Source organism: Microbacterium jejuense, assembly GCF_019511665.1.
Classification (GTDB): Bacteria; Actinomycetota; Actinomycetes; order Actinomycetales; family Microbacteriaceae; genus Microbacterium; species Microbacterium jejuense_A.
The window spans coordinates 86,487-103,175 of sequence record NZ_JAEUAW010000012.1; the positions used below are offsets into that span (position 1 = coordinate 86,487).

12 protein-coding genes are annotated in these 16,689 nt (G+C 66.9%); 7 read left to right on the forward strand and 5 right to left on the reverse strand.

Annotated features, from left to right (window positions below):
• Nucleotides 1–42: 42 nt before the first annotated feature.
• From JNB62_RS14820 to JNB62_RS14845, 6 genes are all read left to right on the forward strand, one after another.
• A complete protein-coding gene (locus JNB62_RS14820) occupies nucleotides 43–1,371 on the forward strand; it encodes an MFS transporter (protein WP_374451028.1) in 1,329 nt (442 codons plus the stop codon).
• A 20-nt stretch (nucleotides 1,372–1,391) separates the two neighbouring features.
• Nucleotides 1,392–4,064, forward strand: coding sequence for an alpha-L-rhamnosidase (locus tag JNB62_RS14825; protein WP_220301668.1), 2,673 nt, complete (start codon nucleotides 1,392–1,394; stop codon nucleotides 4,062–4,064).
• Nucleotides 4,065–4,102: 38 nt separating this feature from the next.
• On the forward strand, nucleotides 4,103–5,338 hold the full coding sequence (locus tag JNB62_RS14830) for a glycoside hydrolase family 1 protein (protein WP_220301669.1): 1,236 nt from the start codon (nucleotides 4,103–4,105) through the stop codon (nucleotides 5,336–5,338).
• Complete coding sequence (locus JNB62_RS14835) at nucleotides 5,335–6,165, forward strand: SDR family NAD(P)-dependent oxidoreductase (protein WP_220301670.1); 831 nt, start codon at nucleotides 5,335–5,337, stop codon at nucleotides 6,163–6,165. The genes JNB62_RS14830 and JNB62_RS14835 overlap by 4 nt, the downstream gene beginning before the upstream one ends.
• Before the next feature lie 5 nt (nucleotides 6,166–6,170).
• A complete protein-coding gene (locus JNB62_RS14840) occupies nucleotides 6,171–7,046 on the forward strand; it encodes a sugar phosphate isomerase/epimerase family protein (RefSeq protein WP_220301671.1) in 876 nt (291 codons plus the stop codon).
• 291 nt (nucleotides 7,047–7,337) lie between these two features.
• Nucleotides 7,338–8,813: an MFS transporter gene (locus tag JNB62_RS14845; RefSeq protein WP_220301672.1), complete on the forward strand. Its 1,476-nt coding sequence runs from the start codon at nucleotides 7,338–7,340 to the stop codon at nucleotides 8,811–8,813.
• A gap of 53 nt (nucleotides 8,814–8,866) precedes the next feature.
• On the opposite strand, the gene JNB62_RS14850 is transcribed toward JNB62_RS14845, so the two are convergent.
• A complete protein-coding gene (locus JNB62_RS14850) occupies nucleotides 8,867–10,081 on the reverse strand; it encodes a helix-turn-helix domain-containing protein (protein WP_220301673.1) in 1,215 nt (404 codons plus the stop codon).
• Nucleotides 10,082–10,224: 143 nt separating this feature from the next.
• On the opposite strand from JNB62_RS14850, the gene JNB62_RS14855 reads away from it, so the two are divergent.
• Nucleotides 10,225–12,468: a glycoside hydrolase family 2 protein gene (locus JNB62_RS14855; protein WP_220301674.1), complete on the forward strand. Its 2,244-nt coding sequence runs from the start codon at nucleotides 10,225–10,227 to the stop codon at nucleotides 12,466–12,468.
• Nucleotides 12,469–12,516: 48 nt separating this feature from the next.
• Here the strand turns inward: JNB62_RS14855 and JNB62_RS14860 are convergent, their stop codons facing one another.
• From JNB62_RS14860 to JNB62_RS14875, 4 genes are read right to left on the reverse strand one after another with little or no spacing between them, the layout of a single operon-like run.
• A complete protein-coding gene (locus tag JNB62_RS14860; protein WP_220301675.1) occupies nucleotides 12,517–13,545 on the reverse strand; it encodes a glycoside hydrolase family 43 protein in 1,029 nt (342 codons plus the stop codon).
• Nucleotides 13,542–14,834, reverse strand: a complete 1,293-nt coding sequence (locus JNB62_RS14865; protein ID WP_223231170.1) for a family 1 glycosylhydrolase — start codon at nucleotides 14,832–14,834, stop codon at nucleotides 13,542–13,544. The genes JNB62_RS14860 and JNB62_RS14865 overlap by 4 nt, the downstream gene beginning before the upstream one ends.
• Nucleotides 14,835–14,842: 8 nt before the next feature.
• On the reverse strand, nucleotides 14,843–15,730 hold the full coding sequence (locus tag JNB62_RS14870; RefSeq protein ID WP_220301677.1) for a carbohydrate ABC transporter permease: 888 nt from the start codon (nucleotides 15,728–15,730) through the stop codon (nucleotides 14,843–14,845).
• Nucleotides 15,727–16,668: a carbohydrate ABC transporter permease gene (locus tag JNB62_RS14875; protein ID WP_220301678.1), complete on the reverse strand. Its 942-nt coding sequence runs from the start codon at nucleotides 16,666–16,668 to the stop codon at nucleotides 15,727–15,729. Before JNB62_RS14875 ends, JNB62_RS14870 begins: the two co-directional genes overlap by 4 nt.
• Between the last annotated feature and the right edge of the window lie 21 nt (nucleotides 16,669–16,689).

The following is a 16,689-nucleotide window of genomic DNA, read 5'->3' on the forward strand; positions in this document are numbered from 1 at the left end:
ATCCCGCACAGCTGCGCGATTGAATCACGCGATGAAGGAGTCATGGTGACCAACGACTTTTCGGTCACGGAGCAGAGCCCTGCCGGTGCAGGTGAGCTTCCGCCCGCACGGGCGGCGCACGCGGCCGCCGCCGGCCCGCAGCAGCCGATGAGCAAGAGCTACATCTTCTGGCTGATGCTTGCGAGCTTCGGCGCTTCGATCGCCATGATGGTTCCGCTGTCGTACGGCATCGCAGTGCGCATCACCGAGCTCGCTCCCGGTCACGAGGAGGTGCTGGGCTACATCACCGGCACTGCGCAGCTCGTGTACCTGATCATCAGCCCGCTCGTCGGCATCTGGAGCGACCGCACCCGGTCCCGGTTCGGACGCCGCTCGCCGTTCCTCTTCCTCGGCACGGGCATCGGCCTGGTCGGGCTCGTGATCATAGGGCTCGCGCCGGACCTGCTCGTGGTCGGAGCCGGCTGGGTTCTGGGGATGTCGGGCTGGTCCATCGCAGGTGCCGCACTGCAGACCATTCAGGCCGACAAGCTGCCGGAGCAGCAGCGAGGCAAGGTCTCAGCACTCACTGGCCTCATGACCCAGATCGCCCCCGTGCTCGGCATCGGCGTGGCCTACGCGGTTTCGTCGAATACGATGCTGATCTTCCTGGTGCCCGGACTCATCGGCGCCGTCATGCTGGCGCTCTTCCCGCTGATCAAACCCGAGGGCAGCTCGAAAGACCTGCCTCGCGGTGAGGTCGTCACCGTGAAGTCCGTCGTCGCGAGCTACGGCTTCAACGTCCGCAAGTACCCCGACTTCGCCTGGAACTGGCTGGGACGTTTCGTCTTCTTCGTCGGGCTCTACTTCAACACCACGTTCGGGACGTTCTTCTATGCCCAGCGCCTCGACCTGCCTGTCCGCGAGGTCGCCGGCATCGTCGCGACGGTCGGCATGATCGGTGTCCTCGCTGCGGCCACGGGGGCGCTCGTGGGGGGATTCCTCTCTGACAAGCTGCAGCGCCGACGCCTGTTCGTGATGATCGCCGCCCTGCTCTTCGTCGGCGGCGCGATCGCCGAAGCAACGGCGTGGTCACTGCCCCAGATCATCCTCGGCGCCGTGTTGATGCAGCTCGCGATCGCGGTGTTCGCCACCGTCGACCAGGCCATCGTCTACGCGATCATCCCGGAGCGTGCCCAGGCCGGACGGTACATGGCGGTGATCCAGTTCGCGCAGAAGATCCCCAGCGCCCTCGCCCCGTTGATCGCGGGTGTGGTGATCACCATCGGCGCGGTCGGTGCCGAGAAGAACTACACGCTGTTGTACCTGGTCGGTGCCGCGTTCGCGCTGGTGGGCGGGCTCATCATCCTTCTCAAAGTCAAGTCCGTCCGCTGAACCCGTGAGGTGATCGAACAATGCTCCGTACCGTTCCCTACGACTTGACCGTCGACAGCGGCGGCGACGGCTTCCCCGTCACCGATGCCCATCCCCGCCTCAGCTGGAAAGACCCGACAGCCGGTAACGGGCAGACCCGGTACACCGTTGAAGCGACCGTCGACGGCCGGGCGCCGATGACTGCAGAGATCGCCGGACGTCGATTCGTCCCGTGGCCGTTCGGCGTGCTGCGCAGCGGCACCCGCGTCAGGTGGCGCGTTCGGCCGGCGACTCCCCACGCCGAGTGGTCCGAGGCCGCCGGATTCGAGGTGGGCCTGCTGGACGCGGATTGGCAGGCCGACTGGATCTCCCCCGTCGAAGATCCCGAGCTCGGATACGGCACGCGGCCGGCACACGTGCTGGAGGCATCGTTCTCGATGCCCGGCGGCATCGCGTCGGCCCGGTTGTACTCGACCGCACTCGGTGTCTACACGGCGCAGATCAACGGACAGCGTGTCGGCACGGACGAGCTCGCCCCGGGGTCGACCTCGTATGACCGGACACTCTACGCGCAGGCGCACGATGTCACCGGCTTGCTTCACCCAGGTGAGAACCGGATCGCGGTCGAATTGTCCGACGGCTGGTATCGCGGGCAAGTCGGCGCCTTTCGGCTCCCGGCGGGGTGGGGCACCACCGTGGGGGCGCGCATCGAGCTCCACGTCCGCCTCGAGGACGGCAGCGAGCGCGTGGTCCGCAGCGGCGAAGACTGGACGACCTCGCCGTCATCGACGACGCGGGCCGACCTGATGGCCGGACAGACCGTCGACTTCGAGACGGCGACAGCCCGACCGCAGCCGGTGCGGGTCGGAGTCGTCGTCGACCCGCCGGCCATCTCGTGGTCGCCCGCCCCGCCTGTGCGAATGGTGGAGACCCGCTCTGCGGTCTCATCCACCCAGATCGCGGACGGAGTGTGGGTGCTCGACTTCGGCCAGAACGCGTCCGGCTGGATCAGGATGACCGACCTCGGCCCGCGCGGCACCCGCACGGTCATCGACTACGGCGAGCACACGGATGCCGGGGGTGATTTGTCTACCAGTCACCTCGACTCCGAGCGCCCGGGCGAGGCACCACTTCCGTTCGTGCAGCAGGACGTCGTCATCTCGGGCGGCGGTGATGAGGAGTTCGAACCGCGACACACCGTCCACGGCTTCCAGTACGCGCGCGTGACGCGACAGGACGCACCACTGGACCCGACCACCGTCACCATGCGAATCGTCCACACGGACCTCGTCCGGGTCGGCACATTCGACTGCAGCGACGAGGACTTGAACCGCCTGCACCAGATTGCCGAGTGGAGCTTCCGCGGCAACGCCGTCGACGTGCCCACAGACTGCCCGACGCGCGAGCGACTAGCGTGGACCGGCGACTACCAGGTGTTCGCGCCGACAGCGACGCGACTCTACGACGTGCACGGCTTCAGCCGCAAATGGCTGCGATCGGTGCGTGACGACCAGCTGGACGACGGGCGCATCGCGAACTTCTCGCCCGACGGCAGACGCATCAAGCACCACCTCGACGACCAATTCGCCATGATGACCGGCTCCTCGGGATGGGGAGACGCGGTCGTCGCTGTGCCGTGGGAGCTCTATCGAGCATATGGAGACCGCGAGGTCCTTGCCGAGAACTACGAGGCGATGGCCCGCTGGGTCGAGTGGGCCCTCGAGGCGGCCCGGACGAATCGCCACCACACCCGGCTGCAGGCCTCGCCCGAGCCGGAGACGTTCGAACAGTATCTCTGGGACGGCACCTTCCACTGGGGCGAGTGGACCGAGCCGAAGCAACGTGACGCCGAGGGAAACCCCGTCGATCCGATCAAGCACAACCCGATGGCCTGGTTCATGGCAGACAAGGGCGAGGTCGGCACGGCGTACCTCTATCGTTCGACGGCGACCCTCGCCCAGATCGCAGAGATCCTGGGACGCGAATCGGATGCCGCAACGTACGCCGCAACGGCCAGCCGTGTCGCGGACGCATGGTGCGCCGCCTACCTGAAGAACGACGGCACGACCGCAGCCGACACACAGGCCGCGTACGTGCGGGCCCTGGCCTTCGGCCTCATCCCTGACAGGCTGCGCCGCGCGGCTGTGGAGCGGCTCGTCGAGCTGATCCGGGCGAACGACACGCACCTGGCTACAGGGTTCCTCGCCACGGGCGATCTGCTCCCCGTGCTCGCCGATGCCGGCCGAGCCGACGTCGCGTACGAACTGCTCGGCCGCCGCACCGCACCGTCGTGGTTGTACATGGTCGACCGCGGCGCGACGACCATCTGGGAGGACTGGGAGGGCATCGACGAGAACGGCGTCGCCCACGACTCCCTCAACCACTACAGCAAGGGCGCCGTCATCCGCTTCCTCCACACCCACACGCTCGGACTTCGCCAGGATCCGGATTCGATCGCCTGGGAGAAGGTCACGATCGCGCCGGTACCCGCCCCGGGGATGGCCTGGGCCCGGGGAACGCACAACGGCCCACAGGGCGAGATCGCCGTGGAGTGGCGGATCGAAGGCGATAGCATCCGGATCACCGCTGACATCCCTGCAGGGACCGCCGCGCGGATCATCTTCCCCGACGGCACCGTGGCTTCAGCGGGGCACGGGCGATTCGACCAGACCGCCGGGCTGCCGGCATCCACTTCCGCCGTCACCGCCCGGTGACGCGCATCCTCCGCATCGACGCGAAAGAGAGAAACGATATGACCAGCTTTCCCGAAGGCTTCCTGTGGGGCGCCGCCACTGCCGGCCACCAGATCGAGGGCAACAACGTCAACAGCGACTGGTGGGCGCGCGAACAGATGATGCCCGGGATGGAACTGTCGGGCGACGCCGTCGACAGCTACCACCGCTATCGCGAAGACATCCGACTGCTCGCGGATGCCGGCCTCACCTCGTACCGCTTCAGCCTGGAGTGGTCGCGCATCGAACCGGTGCGCGGCCACTTCTCGAAGGCCGAGCTGGCGCACTACCGCCGCATGATCGAGTTCTGCCTCGCCAATGGCGTCACCCCGGTTGTCACCCTGCAGCACTTCACGACCCCCCAGTGGTTCGCCGCGGGCGGCGGCTGGGACGGATCCGAAGCGCTGGAGCTGTTCTGCGCCTTCGTCGAGCAGGCATGCACGATCCTCGACGGCGTCGAATGGGTCGTGACCATGAACGAGCCGAACATGCAGGCTGCGATCATGACCGCGATGCGCCACCTGGCCGCCTCGGGCGGCGACTGGACCAGCCCGACCGTCGAAGCCGATGGCGACGACAAGAAGAAGCAGACCCACAGCGAGTTCCTCACCTACGCCGATCCCGAGATCGGACGCCTGTTCACGCGGATCCACCACACCGCCCGCGAGATCGTCCGTGCACGCACGAACGCCAAGGTGGGGTGGACGATCGCCGCCGGCGCCCTCACCGCCGCCCCCGGCGGTGAGGAGAAGCTGCGCCAGATCCGCTACGGCAAGGAAGACGTCTACTGGGAGGGCAGCCGAGGGGACGACTTCGTCGGCGTCCAGGCCTACTCCAGCCAGCAGGTCGACGCGAACGGTCTCATCCCGCACCCCGCGCACCCCGACAACACGCTCGTCGGCACCGCCTACCGGCCGGACTCGCTCGCGATGGCTGTGCGGCACGCCTGGGAGGTCAGCGACCACACGCCGATCCTTATCACCGAGAACGGCATCGCCACCGCCGACGACACGCAGCGGATCCGCTACACCGGAGAAGCGCTTCAGGGTCTGATCGGTGCGATCGCAGATGGCATCGACGTGCGCGGCTACCTGCACTGGTCGCTTCTGGACAACTTCGAGTGGGGTCACTGGGAGCCGACGTTCGGGCTCATCGCCGTCGACCGCGACACGTTCGCCCGCACACCGAAGCCGAGCCTCGCGTGGCTCGGCGACGTTGCTCAGCGCAACGCACTCGCGGCGGAGGTGCCGGCGTGAGCTTCCCCTTCCCCGACGTCTCCACCCGCTCGCTGGCCGACCTGCTCTCACTCCGTGGCCGACGAGCGGTCGTCACGGGCGCTGCCCAAGGGCTGGGCAAGGCCATCGCGGCCCGCGTGGCCGAAGCAGGCGCCGACCTGCTGCTCATCGACCTCAACGAGGACGCGGCGCGCGCCGCTGCCTCCGAGCTCTCCGCCCGCTACGGCGTTCGTGTGGTGAGCACCCGCGCAGATGTCAGCGACACCGCGTCTGTCGCCGCCGCGGCCGACCTCGCGGTCGCCGAGCTCGGCGGGATCGACATCTGGGTCAACAACGCGGGGATCTTCCCGAACGCGCCGGTAACCATGATGCCCGACGAGATGTGGGACGCGACCTTCGCGGTGAACGCGCGTGGAGTGTTCCTGGGAGCGCGCGAAGCCGCACGCCGGATGTCGGGCGATGCCGGCGGCGTCATCGTGAACATCATCTCCACCGCCGGTGTGCAGGTGGCGTTCCCCGGGATGGTGGCGTACGTGGGGTCGAAGCATGCTGCGCTCGGCATGACGAAGGCGCTCGCCGTGGACCTCGCCCCGCGCGGAATCCGCGTGCTCGGTGTCGCCCCCAGCTTCGTGCCCACCGAGGGCAACATCGCCGCGGCGAAGGCCGGTGCCGAAGCCGCTGCGGCCGCCGGAATCGAGATGCCTCCCCTCGAGGTCATGAACACCAGCCTGATCGGCCGCGTGGGCGCTCCCGACGACATCGCACGGGTCGTGCTCTTCGCAGCGAGCGACCTCTCGATGATCATGACGGGCAGCACGCTCCTCGCAGACGCCGGCGAGACACTCTGAGCTCGATGAGTCCCGGTGTCCCGCAGCGACCGCTGCGGGCGATCCAGCAGATACAGATCGGGACGGTCGCGAATACCGAGGACCAGGCGCGAGACACCCTCTCGCGCCTGGTCTCGGCCGGGTTTGAGGCGATCGAGCTCAACGGCTTCATGACCCGACCGACACCACTGTTGGTACGGGCGCTCACGCGTTTCGCGGGCATGCCCGTCGGGAGCGGTGGCCGCTTGGAGTGGCCACGTCTGATCGCGGAGTCCGGCTTGTCGGTGGCTGCACTGCACGAGGATCTCGGAGCGATCGAGTCCGACCCGGGCACGGTGGTGGTGCGAGCCGACGTGCTCGGCACCGGCAACATCGTCGTGACCGGCATGCATCGCTTCGACTACGGAGACGAAGCCAGCGTTGAACGGCTCGCCCGACGACTCGATGCCGCCGGCCGACTGCTCGCCGGTGACGGCATCCGTCTCCACTACCACAACCACACCGCCGAGTTTCGTCGACCAATGTCTGGTCGCACCGCGTTCGAGACGCTCGTCGACCAGACGGATCCCGCGGTGCTGGGATTCGAGCTGGACTGCTTCTGGGCGGCCACGGCAGGCGTTGATCTGCTCGCGCTGCTCGACAAGATGGGTGAGCGCATCCGCCTTCTTCACATCACCGATCGCGGCTCGCGCCTCACGGGGCCGACGATGACGCCGATCGTGAAAGTCGACACCGTGGAGCTCGGGGCGGGGAACATGCCCGTCGACGCGATCATCGCCTGGGCGACCGCTCAGCGCGTCGAAGCGGTGATCCTGGAAACGCACAAAAACTGGATCGACGGCTCTCCGCTGCGCAGCGCCGAGGTGAGCGCTGTCGCCCTGCGGCGTCTGCTGCCGTCGTGATCTCCTGTCATCGCGCCTCGACTGGCCTCCGACGACGCGGCAACGGCGACGGCTTCGACGCGGCTGATGTCACCGCTGTCCGTCCGGATCGACGGACCGGTGAGCGTCCGCCTGATCCGTACTGCTGGTGACGATCTGGTTCTATTTCGCGCCGATGGCGGCGTCCTAGCATTGCGGTCGCCTCAGGCAGTTCGCGGCGCATCACCGCCGGTGCGCAGCCGTGAGACGATCCCCGAAGGAGTGGACGCAATGGCGCGTAACCAGAAGACAACAGCCAGCGAAGCGGACGGCGTGTCATACCGTCGAGCCCGCACGTGGGAGATCGCGTTCTCTCAGCTGAACAACGGGTCCGCGATGATCTTCTACGTCCTCGTAGGACTCATGAGCTATCTGCAGAACGCCGGATACGGCATCGCTGTCGCGGTGGCAGGCATCATCCTCACTGTTACGCGGGTCTTCGACGGAGTCATCGACCCCGTTCTCGGACTGATCATCGAGAAAGTGAACCTCCCGTTCGGGAAGCTCCGCTTCTTCATGCTCGGCGGGTGGGCCGTGAGGTCGGTCGCGATCCTCGCGTTGTTCGTATGGGGGTCAGGCGCCGGGCTCGGCGTGTGGTTCTTCATCGCCTTCTACCTCGTGTACATCATCGGATCGTCCATGAACGACATCGCCGGGCAGATGTCGGGACCCGTGCTTACGAACGACCCGCGGCAGCGGCCGACGGTGCAGGTGTGGGCCACCACGTACGCCTACCTGATCCCATCGATGTTCACGATCATCTCGACGGTGGTCTTCCTGCCCCGCCACGGCAACGAGTTCACGATCGGGATGCTGAGCGAGACGGCCGTCACCTACGTTGCATGCTCATTCGTGCTTCAGATCCTCGCGTGCATAGGGGTCGCCCGGGTCGACAAGCCGGCAAGCTTCGCCCACCTCACCGACGACCGCGCCGCAGCTGCGGACACGCGTGCCAAGGTCGATGTCACGGTGCGCGACATGTGGAACGTACTCGCGCACAATGGGCCGTTCCAGCGGTACCTGATCAGCGGCGCCTCAGACAAGCTCGCACAGGTGGTGAAATCGCAGGCTGTGATCGGCACTCTGATGTGGGGAATCCTGCTGGGCAACATGCAGCTCGGAACGATCCTCAGCTTGGTCGCGATCCTTCCCGGAATCGTGTTCGCGATCTTCGGCGCGCGCTACACGGGCAAGCACGGGTCGAAGTCGGCGACGGTCACCTGGACCTGGATCTGCCTGATCCTCGCCGCGCTCATGGCAGTGTTCTGCCTCGTCGTCGATCTGCGGTCTGTGCTCGACAACATCGCGCTCACGATCGCGTTCTTCCTGGTGTACCTACTGCTCAACGGAGCCTCGATGGTCGTGACCGTCGCCAACGGTGCGATGCGGGCGGACGTCATCGACTACGAGATGGACCGTTCGGGCAAGTTCCTGCCGGCCACGGTGACCGCGACGTACAACATCGTCGACCAGATCATCTCGTCTCTCGGTTCCACCCTCGCACTCGGTGCCGTGGCGCTGATCGGGTTCACGACGGTCATGCCCCAGCCCACCGACAGCCCGAACACGGCGATCCTCCTGATGACAGTGGTGCTGTTCTTCGGCCTGCCGATTCTCGGCTGGGTCTGCACGCTCGTGGCCATGAAGGGCTACAAGCTGACCCGCGTGGAGATGATCGACGTGCAGAAGCGCGTGGCAGCACGCAAGACCGCCTCGGCGGAGGCGGAACCGGCTGGGTCGTTCTCTTAGTTCTGACCGGGCCCCCCAGGTGATCGTGCGCGATGCGCGGGAACGTGCGGCCGCTACCGCGTATGTGCGTCGCGATACGCCGTGGGGGTCACTCCGTACTCGCCTCGGAAGACCTTCACGAAATAGTTGGCATCGTCGTAGCCGACGAACACTGCGATGTCCTTCACGCTCTGCGAGGTCGTGGCGAGCAGTCGAGCCGCGCGTTCTGCGCGCCGGTGCGCGACGTAGCCCGCGACCGTCGTCCCCGTCGCCTCCTTGAACCGTCGAGCGATGGTGGACGTCGACACCCCGAGCCGCTCGGCAAGCTCCGCGGTCGACACATCACGAGTGAGGTGCAGGTCGATCTCATCCGTGACGCGCCTCACCAGCGGTGGAAGGCTGCGCTGCTGATGTCGTCGCACGTTCTGGCAGAAGTCGGTCACCATCTGTCCGGTGAAGCCGATCGTTCGCTGGGGGTCGACGGTGTGGCCGACTCGATGAAGGCGCTGCGCGTATTGCTGCGAGATAGCGTCGATCGTCACCGCGGGGAGCCCTCCGCGCTGCGCAGCGACACGAGCCATGATGCGCAGGATCGTGGTGCCGAGGAAGGGGGTGTTCAGATAACTGATGGTCTGAGGCATCCCCGCCAGCCTCTGCAAGGCGGTCAGAGCCTGCTCGGTGGATCCGTCGGCCACGGCATCCATGAAGTCCGCTTCGAGACGGTAGCGCTCTTCGATCACCGTTGTGGAGGCGGACTGAGGAAGCTCTCCGAAGCCGGGGACGATGCTGCCACCCTCCGCCTTGATGTGAAGGAGAGTGCCCATTGCGTCCTCGGTTCCGGCAGCGGTCAGCAATGCCGCCGCGCTCCTATGGACGTGCTCGGGGTCCAGGATCGGATAGCGGGTGCGGTACAGCTTGTACTGGGACAGCTGGGACGACGGGATGCCGAGCGTCCTCAGCACTTCCTCGGCGGCACCGGGATAGAGGGGTTCGTGGGTGTACGGCCCGATGACGAGCAGGTATGCGTCCCACCGGGTGAGCGTCACCGCCATCCCGAGCGGCTCTTCGACTTCATGGACGACCTGCGTCGGCATGTCGCGGACGAACTCCCGCAATGCGGATGCGGTGAATGCAGGCTGAAGCTGTGAGCTCAGGCAGTGGTCATGCTGGAAGGTTGCGAGCGCGGCAGGCACATCCGTGGTGAGCGTCACAGGGCAGCTCAGTACTTGGCTGAGCGCGCTGACGACCGCGGTGAGTACGCGGTCATGGTCTGCGGATGCGGTCGACATCGTCGTCGTCCTTCGTTCCTTCCGCGGCGCGCTGCCGCATGATTGCTGTTCGTGCGTGACCAGTTCTATCACCGTCTGCCGTGCGATCCGTAGCGTGGGCGTGCCTCGGAACGTCCCGAGGATGTGCGCCGAAGGAGACCACGATGTCGCAGCCTCCCGCCGATCCCGGCCGACGGATCACGCCGATCCTCGAAGGCTGGGCCTTCGCCCCGAGCGCCCTGCGGCCGGATGCCGACTGGGACGACGTCGCGGCAGCCGGGTCGCTGGTCCGCCTGCCGCACACCTGGAACGCAGCGGACGGACAGGCTGGTGGCGAGTACCGTCGCGGAGTCTCGACATATGCCCGCCGAATCCTGCCTGATGCCGGAGCAGCGGAGACCTGGGTCGAGTTCGCCGGTGTGAACTCATCGGCCGAGGTCTACCTGGACGGGCATCTGCTCGCCCGCCACGACGGTGGATACTCCACCTTCCGCGCGAACCTCACGCAGCATCTCACCGACGAGGGAGGAACCCTCCTCGTGCTCGTCGACAACTCGCCGAACGAGACGGTCTATCCGCAACAGGCGGACTTCACGTTCTACGGCGGGATCTACCGGGACGTCCTGCAGATCAGTGTGGGTGCGACTCATTTCGTGCTGCAGGACGGTGGGCCGGGACTGGCGGTCACGCCGACGCTCGCGGGCGATCGCGCCGACGTCGCGATGAGTGCGAGCGTCATCGGCGCCGGCGCGCGGACCGCGCGCGTTCGGTTCACCGTCGACGGTGAGGGGTCGACTACGACCTCCATCGTCGGAGGAGTATCCCACGCCACCGTCCCGATCGAGCAGGTACGCCGCTGGCACGGACTGAGGGATCCCCACCTCTATACCGCCCGCGCCGAGCTGCTCCTGGACGGAGTCGTCGTCGATGCAGTGGAACTGCGTTTCGGATGCCGCGAGTTCGCCGTCGACCCCCAGCGGGGCTTCCTGCTCAACGGGGAGGAATATCCACTGCGGGGTGTCTCAAGGCACCAGGACTTCGAGGGTGTCGGCAACGCCATAGGCGAAGAAGCGAAGCAGACGGATCTCGCGCTCCTGCGGGAATTGGGCGCGACAACTGTCAGGCTGGCGCACTACCAGCACGATCAGCGTTTCTACGATCTGTGTGACGAGACCGGGCTGGTGGTATGGGCGGAGATCCCGCAGATCACCGTGTTCCTGCCGGCGGCCGTCGACAACGCGCGCGACCAGCTCTCGGAGCTGATCGTGCAGAACCGCCACCACGCGAGCATCGTCTGCTGGGGCCTGTCCAACGAGATCACCCTCGCCGGTGCGGGCGATGACGTCCTTGCCGCTCATGGCGAGCTCAACGAGCTGGCGCACCGACTGGATCCGACTCGGCTGACCGCGATGGCGCACCTGTTCCTGCTGGAGACCGACAATCCGTTGGTCACCGTACCCGACGTCATGTCGTACAACCTCTACTTCGGCTGGTACGTCGGGGACGCCGTCGACAACGACACATGGCTGGACGGTTTCCACCAGACGTATCCGCGGACCGCCATCGGTCTGTCCGAATACGGCGCCGACGCCAATCCGCAATACCAGTCCTCCGATCCGGTGAAGGGCGACTACACCGAGGGCTATCAGGCGCTCTATCACGAGCACATGGTCACGATGATCGAGGCCCGGCCGTGGCTGTGGGCCACCCACGTGTGGAATCTCGCCGACTTCGGTTCAGCCGGTCGGGACGAGGGTGGTGTCAAGGGTCGTAACCAGAAGGGGCTCGTGTCGTTCGACCGCAGTGTGAAGAAGGATGCGTTCTACGTCTACAAGGCGGCCTGGTCGAGCGAGCCCTTCGTGCATGTCGCGGGCCGACGAAGGATCGAGCGCGCGGAGCCGACAACGGAGGTGGTCGTGTATTCCAACCAGCACGACGTCACTTTGCTCGTAGACGGAGTCGAGTTCGGCACGATGACCGGCCGACGTGCATTCCGCTTCAACGTTCCGCTGACGGATGAGCACACGATCACGGCCCGCTCCGGAGCCGCCTCCGACAGCATCACTTTGCGGAAGGTGGATGAGGTCCCACCCATGGCCATCACGCCGACCACGACGATCGCGAACTGGTTCGACGAGGCCGAGCTGCCCAGCCCCGATGGGTACTTCTCCGTCCGTGACTCGGTGGGCGAGATCAGGCAGTCGGAGCAGGGGGCTCGAATGATCGCATCCGTTCTCGAGGCAGTCTCCACCAGCCGGGGCGAGGTCGGTCGTGGCGTGGACATCCCCCCGGCGATGCAGGCGATCGTCGACCGCATGAGCATGGAGAAGCTGATCCGACAGGCGGGAGGAGTATCAATCGAGCAGATTGCGGCCCTCAACGCCCAGCTCAACCTCATCGCGAAGTGAGCTCCGGACAGCCGTCGCCCGCGCTGGGAGGCTCATGCCTCTCCGCGCTCAGATCCCACCATCGCGATCGCCATCACTGTGTGTGGCGGGCGGCAGCTGTGTCAGCAGCCGCTGCCTCTCCGCCGCCGTGACCGGGATCACGGATCCGTGGCGGAAGCGCGGCGGAAGGCTCTGCGGCGTGCGCGTCCAGCGACCGGAGTCGATGTCGTCCGTCTCGAAGAGGACGTAGCCCGTGCCGCCGCCGTAGGGCGGCCAGTCGAGCAGCAGGAACCAGCGGTCGTCGGTGAGGGAGGGCACGACGATCGGGCCCTCTCCGTGGGTGACATGTTCGGACCCGATGCGCTCCGCGATGAGGTCCCAGGCCGATCCGGCCGCACCCGTCGTGGCCCGGAACAGGTCGGGGCTCACCTCGTGGAACACGTGCATCACGTCAGGATGCTCGTCCTTCGTGAAGCGGTGGTACACGTCGCCATGGCGGATCACCGTCGAATCGATCGTCCCGTAGCCGGGGGCCCTCCGAACGTCGATCCAGATCCGGGGTTCGGTGAACGTGACGAAATCGTCGGTCGTCGCGATCATCATGCGGTTGTAGCTGTCGGCGTTGCGGCGTTCGACACCCTCGTCGTAGAGGTTGGACGCCCAGTACACGGCGTACGTCTGCGCCTCCTCGCACCAGATCGCCTCGGGCGCCCACGCGTTGCCGGCGCGCTCCGGCGGCATCACCTCGACGCGACGCGGGCCGTCCCACGTCACGAGGTCGCGCGATTCCCACACGAGCAGCGCAGTGCTGCCGTGCTCCTGCGCGTCGCGGAAGTGTCCGATCCCGTACACCTGCAGGTCGGTCGCCAGCATCACGAAGCCTTCGCCGTCCCGCAGCCGCAGGAGGAACGGGTCGCGGATGCCGCCGGTCCCGACCGACGAGCGCAGCACCGGTGCACCGCCGGCCAGCATGTCCCATTCGCTGAGGGTGTCGCCGCGGCTGACGGCGAGGTGCACCTGCTCCGCGTCCGGTCCGTCCTCGCCGACGAAGTGGGCGAACAGATACGCCTCGTAGCCGGTGTGCTCACTGGCGCTCATCGTGATTCCTCCATGGTTCGCTCGGTTCCTGTCCATGTCGCGCTCGCGGACCGCTGCGCGACGGCGGCAAACGCGTCGGCGACGGCCGTGCGGCGGCGTTCCACACCACCCTCCGACTCGACCAGTTCATACAACCCCATGGTCAGGCGGTGGTCCGACCGCGGGCCGGAGCCATGTCGGTACGTCCATTCGTACATGTCGAACAGCGGCCACCACGTGTAGCCCACGACCTCCAGGCCGCCGGCTCGCAGGCGGTCGATCTCGGCAACGGAGGCGTGCAGCCAGTCGATCCGCTCGGCGACGGTCCCGGTGACGCAGGTCTCGGTCAGCATCACCGGTGCCTCGTAGCGTCGCGCGTATTCGACGAGCACTTCAGAGAGTCCTGCGACGCCGTCGTCGCGGGTCGGCCGCGGATCGGCGAAGCCGCCCCGGTGATGGACGCCCGGTTCGAAGACCTCGGTCGAGTGCCGGGGGTAGTAGTTGACCCCCATGATGTCGGGATGGGCCGGGCGTCGGGCGAGGTCGTCGAGCGTGTCCTCGTCGGCGCCGTGCCGCAGCAGCATCTCGAGGAGGGGGTGGTCTGCGCCGACGCGCCCTGTGACGAGATCCTCGACGAGGTATGCCTGATGCCGCAGCCGCTCGGCGGTCTCACGGTGCTCGGGCGCATCGGTCGCGCCGACATACCGCATCGAGGCATCCACATGCACGAACGTCGCCCGATCCCGCAGCATCTCGCGGATGCCGTGCTGTGTCGCCTGGAAACCCTTCGCGATCGCGAGGGCGAGCTGCACAGCGCCCTCCTCGCCTCGCAGATACGGCGGCCAGTAGCCGTACTCGCCGCAGAACAGCACGTGGATCATCGGTTCGTTCACCGGCGTGTAGTCCGTGACGAGGTCGGAGTAGCGCTCGGCCGCGGCCACCGCGTACTCGGCGACGCGCTGCGGGTAGTCGCGAGCGGCGAACTGTCCTTCCAGCCACAGCGGCGTGCCGTAGTGAAGGAGGTCGATGATCGGACGGATGCCGAGCTCGACCATGCGACCGATGACACGGTCCGTCCAGCCCCAGTCCCAGCGGCCGGGCTCCGGGTTCACCCGATGCCACGGGATGCCCCAGCGGAGGAACTCCGCGCCCACGCCGGAGGCAAGGTCGAGGTCGCTGCGCCATCGCGTGTAGTGCTCGGTGAGCTCGTACTCGTCGATCGGCCGCAGACCGGGCCCGCCCTGCGGGACGAACGTGTTCTCGATGCCGAGCCCGAACCGCAGCGGACCCTCGGTGTACCAGTCGGTCAAAGAACGTCTCATTTCAGGCCGGTCGAAGCGACGCTCTCGATGAAGCGTCGCTGCACGAGAAGGAACATGATCGCGAGCGGGAGCACGGCGATGAGCGAGCCGGCCATCATGACGCCCTGCGGGATGATCCCGCCGGGGCCGGTCAGGAGCGTGAGCCCCGACGTGATGGTCCCCATCTCGGCGTCGGTCGTGAAGACGAGAGGCCAGAGCAGGTCGTTCCAGTTGTTCACGAAGGTGAAGATCGCGAGGGTCAACAGCGCGGGCCTGGCGTTGGGCAGAACGACGTTCCAGAAGGTCCGCCATTCGGATGCCCCGTCCAGACGTGCCGCGTTGTCGAGGTCGCGGGGCAGTGACAGGAAGAACTGCCGGAGGAAGAAGATGCCGAACGCGTCGGCCGCGCGTGGTGCGATCAGCCCGGCGTACGTGTTCACCCAGCCGAGGTCGCTGACGAGCTGATAGATCGGGATCAACGTGGCCTGGAACGGGATCATGAGGCTGGCGATGATCGCGATGAGGAGTACGCGGCTCCCGCGGAAGTCGATCCTCGCGAGCGCGTACGCGGCCAGGGAGTCGAACAGCAGGGCGAACGCGGTCACGCCGCCCGCGAAGACGAAGCTGTTCACGATCAGCCGCCCGAACGGCAGCTCTTCGAAGATCTGGGCGAAGTTGTCGAGCGTCCAGGCCTCGGGCAGCAGGGTCGGAGGGTACGCGTTCACCTCCGCGACCGGCTTGAACGCGGTGAACGCGATGATCGCGATCGGCAGCAGCACCAGCGCGGAGGCGGCGAGCGCCGCGATGAAGAGGAGGATGCTGCCGACTCGGCCTGTCCCGCGGCGACGCGTCGCCCGGGCAGGTGTCGCCGCCACTGAGCCGGGCAGGGTCGTGATGGAGGTCATTGCGCGTCCTTCTCTCGACGGCCGAAGAAGCGGAATTGGACGAGGCTCAGCACGAGGGTGACGAGCAGCAGCACGTACGACAGCGCCGAGGCGAAGCCGAGTTCGAGCTTCTTGAACCCGGACGTGTAGATCTCCATCACGACGGTCTGCGTCGTCCCGTAGGGGCCGCCGCCGGTCATGACGTAGATCTGGTCGAATGCCTGCAGAGCCGCGATGAGGGCGACGATCATGACGAACGCCATCGTGTTGCTGAGCATGGGCAGAGTGATGTGACGGAACCGCTGCCACGCGGTCGCGCCGTCCACGCGCGCGGCCTCGTACAGCGACCCCGGGATCTCTTGCAGGCCGGCGATGAAGATCACGAGGTAGAAGCCGAAGCTCTTCCAGACGGCGACGAGCGCGACTGTCGGCATCGCCAGCGCCGGATCCTGCAGCACGTTCCCGAGTTGGATGCCGAAGACGCGGAGCCAGTGGTTCAGCAGGCCGATCTGGGGGTCGAGCAGGTACGACCAGGCGAACGCCGCGACCGCGAGCGACACGATGAACGGCAGGAACAGCACCGTGCGGAACGCTCCGCGTCCCGGCAGCCGCCGGTGGTTCACGAGGAGCGCGAGCAGCAGGGCGGCGATGATCGCGGTCGGCGTGAACAGGACGGCGTAGTACGCGGTGTTCCCCATCGCCTGCAGCACGTCCGGGTCTGTGAACACGCGGACGTAGTTGTCGAGACCGACGTACTCCTCCTGCCCGAAGCCCGAGGCATCCGTGAACGAGAGCCGGAGTGCCGACAGCATCGGCCACGCCACGAAGACGAGCAGGATGACGAGGGCGGGCGCGAGGAATGCCAACGCGGTCAGCGAGGTGCGCCTCGTCGATCCGACGGGCGTCCGGCCGCCCAGCTGGGGCGCGGGACGATAGCGGCGCTGCGTGATTGTCGCCATGTTTCTCCAGGGGCCGCGGCG

What these genes read in the sequence shown, in the direction of transcription:
- JNB62_RS14820 (WP_374451028.1), top strand. Translation starts at nt 43, where the DNA reads ATGGTGACCAACGACTTTTCGGTCACGGAGCAGAGCCCTGCCGGTGCA.
- JNB62_RS14825 (WP_220301668.1), top strand. Translation starts at nt 1,392, where the DNA reads ATGCTCCGTACCGTTCCCTACGACTTGACCGTCGACAGCGGCGGCGAC.
- JNB62_RS14830 (WP_220301669.1), top strand. Translation starts at nt 4,103, where the DNA reads ATGACCAGCTTTCCCGAAGGCTTCCTGTGGGGCGCCGCCACTGCCGGC.
- JNB62_RS14840 (WP_220301671.1), top strand. Translation starts at nt 6,171, where the DNA reads ATGAGTCCCGGTGTCCCGCAGCGACCGCTGCGGGCGATCCAGCAGATA.
- JNB62_RS14850 (WP_220301673.1), bottom strand. Translation starts at nt 10,081, where the DNA reads ATGTCGACCGCATCCGCAGACCATGACCGCGTACTCACCGCGGTCGTC.
- JNB62_RS14855 (WP_220301674.1), top strand. Translation starts at nt 10,225, where the DNA reads ATGTCGCAGCCTCCCGCCGATCCCGGCCGACGGATCACGCCGATCCTC.
- JNB62_RS14860 (WP_220301675.1), bottom strand. Translation starts at nt 13,545, where the DNA reads ATGAGCGCCAGTGAGCACACCGGCTACGAGGCGTATCTGTTCGCCCAC.
- JNB62_RS14870 (WP_220301677.1), bottom strand. Translation starts at nt 15,730, where the DNA reads ATGACCTCCATCACGACCCTGCCCGGCTCAGTGGCGGCGACACCTGCC.
- JNB62_RS14875 (WP_220301678.1), bottom strand. Translation starts at nt 16,668, where the DNA reads ATGGCGACAATCACGCAGCGCCGCTATCGTCCCGCGCCCCAGCTGGGC.